Below are 2,855 nucleotides of genomic sequence, written 5' to 3'. Positions count from 1 at the left end.
TTGGGAAAATGTTTTCTCATTATGTTGGTCTTGTTCATTAGGTGTTTCTAATTTCTCATTGCTTTTTGCTTCTTCAGTAATATTACTTTGGTTGTTTTCCATGAGATATACCTCCGTTTATAGTCTGTCGACTGCGTATTCCATACTTGCTTTTATAACGTCATCAGCACGTTTTGAACATAAAAAATAACCTTCCGGAGAAGGTTAAAAAAGTGTATAAAAATAGCACCTTAATCTATATCTTTGTTAGGTGCTCTATCCCCAAGCTACAAGTTCAGATTTGGGAAACATTTTTTTACTGGTATTCAATTCTATTCTTTCGATAGCATGTATAAAATAATTATCTTTTTCTTTATCTTCTATCTCAGATTTTTCAGCATTGATAATTTGAAGACTGTCTATATTCACATAAATAACACCTGGCTTAATATTTTCATTATCATTAGGATAATATTTATATATAACAGTCTGGTTATTTTTTTCTTGAAGTTTTAAAATTAGCAAATAATCTCACCTCTATTTAATTAATGCGCTGTAATTGTATTTTTTTCAGATAGTATATATGCTTCTTTATAACTTAAATTATACTTATTCATTAAAAAGTGTTCAAGTGCTTCGTGCTTTAGCACTATTACATCCATAGATTTAATATTTTTCCCTTCTCTCAATCTTTGCCAACTTTGAGCCATATAAAAATCAGGGTCAAATTGTTTAATGCCATTGTCTAGTAGATACTTGTTCTTAAATAGGTGTTCATAAACTCTTTTAATCGCTTTTTCATTCATATTCACATTGTTTGCAATAGTTTTTATCTCTGCCAGTTTATCACGATTTTTTACTGAATTATAATACGTTTGTGCTTGCTTTCTTCTTTTAACACCGTATTCATCATTTTTGTTACTAAGTGCACCTGACTCGCTAAGGTAATCTTTAATCTGATACTTACTTTTACGCTCAGTAAAGAATTTATCCCGCCAGTTTCCCAAATGCGGTACTGTAGTACTTCTACACCATGGATGCATTGGTGGAGCATTGATGCCTGGAACCATGTCTTTAATTTTAAATACTTTGCCATTTAAAGAGTGACATATTTTAGATGTTTTTTTGTCTATTTTGGCCACATATTTATATTCGCCATCTTCACCTAATTCTTTAAGATAAGTTAGCTTCTGTGATTCAGCCTGCACACGTGCTGATTCAGTAAGTTAGTAAATGATTCAACATTTTTCTTTGTTGTTTCTGCATCGGAATTCACTAATACATTTATAATTTGATCATCAAAGTTTTCTACACCTGATTCACTAAGCATTGAACGCGTTTCATTTCTCATTTGAGATAATGCCTTTTCAGCTTTCAATGCTTCATTTTCTTTAAAAAGTTTTTCTATCTCATATTGACTTTTTTGGTCTTTATTCATCTTGGCCAGTTTTTCAGCTTCTTGAATTGCATCTTTAATACGCTCATCAGATTTTCTTTTTTCTCTAGCTAGACGGTCTTTAATCATTTGAGATACTTCTTCTTGGGAAAATGTTTTCTCATTATGTTGAGCTTGTTCCTTAGGTGTTTCTAATTTCTCATTGCTTTTTGCTTCTTCAGTAATATTACTTTGGTTGTTTTCCATGAGATATACCTCCGTTTATAGTCTGTCGACTGCGTATTCCATACTTGCTTTTATAACGTCATCAGCACGTTTTGGACATAAAAAATAACCTTCTGTAGAAGGTTGAAAAAGTGTATAAAAATAGCACCACTTTCTATTTATATGGGTAGAAAGGATGCCATTAAGATATTATTCTTATTTCTTTAATTTCAGAGTCATCAATAGAGTAAATACCTAATTCAGTTTCTAAATCCATTACAAAATTTCCTGAATCACTTTCATATGGATTTTCAAAATTTATTACATCTCCAAAAAGTTTATTATCATCATTTAAAACTACGTTTACTTTATGTCCGTAAGACCTAGCTATTCTCATTTTTTCATCTCCTTCTTAATATAAGGAACTACATGTGTACCTGTCTTAGAATAATGTACTTTCCCTAATTTAGTATTAATATAACGACCATTTACAAAAGCTTTTCCAATTACAACGCCAAAGTCTATAATTTCTTTTTTATTAAATTTATTGTTAACTAATAACATTATACCAGTATTTGATTTTTCCATAAGTAATTTATTCAATTCTCGATTAGGTATAGTAGTGTAGCTTGGAAGCATATAATAATTTTTAATGGCTTTCGATTTACTTTCTTTAAAAAGTCTATGATTTTTACAATGTCTATTTTGTTTTTCTGGATTAATTTCTACTTTTATTTTACCACTACGTATCATATCAAGCATTTCTTTTTTGCTTTTTCTTGTATTTTTTCTTTTTCTGATTCTTTATTCTCAGTCTGATACTTACCTTTACGTTCAGTAAAGAATTTATCCCGCCAGTTTCCCACATGCGGTACTGTAATACTTCTACACCATGGATGCATTGGTGGAGTATTTATGCCAGGTATCATATCTTTAACTTTAAATACTTTGCCATTTAAAGAGTGTCATATTTTAGATGTTTTTTTGTCTATTTTGGCTACATATTTATATTCGCCATCTTCAGCTAATTCTTTAAGATAAATTAGCTTCTGTGATTTAGCCTGCACACGTGCTGATTCAGTAAGTTAGTAAATGATTCAACATTTTTCTTTGTAGTTTCAGCATCAGAGTTCACTAATACATTTATGATTTGATCATCAAAGTTTTCTACACCTGATTCGCTAAGCATTGAACGCGTTTCATTCCTCATTTGAGATAATGCCTTTTCAGCTTTTAATGCTTCATTCTCTTTCAAAAGTTTTTCTATCTCATATTG

4 protein-coding genes and 4 pseudogenes are annotated in these 2,855 nt (G+C 30.3%); all 8 read right to left on the bottom strand.

Features of this window, described 5'->3' with window-relative positions:
• Positions 1 to 92: 92 nt before the first annotated feature.
• A pseudogene (locus tag F1592_RS13895) lies at positions 93 to 186 on the bottom strand (hypothetical protein); the annotation flags it as partial.
• Between the two features lie 69 nt (positions 187 to 255).
• Positions 256 to 504, bottom strand: coding sequence for a hypothetical protein (locus F1592_RS13400; protein WP_053017983.1), 249 nt, complete (start codon positions 502 to 504; stop codon positions 256 to 258).
• 422 nt (positions 505 to 926) lie between these two features.
• Positions 927 to 1,205: pseudogene (locus F1592_RS14075) on the bottom strand (minor capsid protein); the annotation flags it as partial.
• On the bottom strand, positions 1,163 to 1,621 hold the full coding sequence (locus F1592_RS13390; protein ID WP_107637334.1) for a DUF4355 domain-containing protein: 459 nt from the start codon (positions 1,619 to 1,621) through the stop codon (positions 1,163 to 1,165). The gene F1592_RS13390 and the pseudogene F1592_RS14075, both read right to left, overlap by 43 nt.
• Positions 1,612 to 1,705, bottom strand: a pseudogene (locus tag F1592_RS13385) (hypothetical protein); the annotation flags it as partial. The pseudogene F1592_RS13385 and the gene F1592_RS13390, both read right to left, overlap by 10 nt.
• Positions 1,706 to 1,781: 76 nt before the next feature.
• Positions 1,782 to 1,976 carry a hypothetical protein gene (locus F1592_RS13380; protein ID WP_037548898.1) on the bottom strand — a complete coding sequence of 65 codons (195 nt, stop codon included), beginning with the start codon at positions 1,974 to 1,976 and terminating at the stop codon, positions 1,782 to 1,784.
• A pseudogene (locus F1592_RS13885) lies at positions 1,973 to 2,664 on the bottom strand (polymorphic toxin type 50 domain-containing protein); the annotation flags it as partial. The pseudogene F1592_RS13885 and the gene F1592_RS13380, both read right to left, overlap by 4 nt.
• On the bottom strand, positions 2,622 to 2,855 hold a 234-nt coding region (locus tag F1592_RS13365), incomplete at its 5' end, for a DUF4355 domain-containing protein (RefSeq protein ID WP_149809839.1). The pseudogene F1592_RS13885 and the gene F1592_RS13365, both read right to left, overlap by 43 nt.

The organism is Staphylococcus sp. GDX7P312P, from assembly GCF_008385775.1.
Classification (GTDB): Bacteria; Bacillota; Bacilli; order Staphylococcales; family Staphylococcaceae; genus Staphylococcus; species Staphylococcus haemolyticus.
This window is presented reverse-complemented; position numbering and strand designations above follow the sequence as displayed.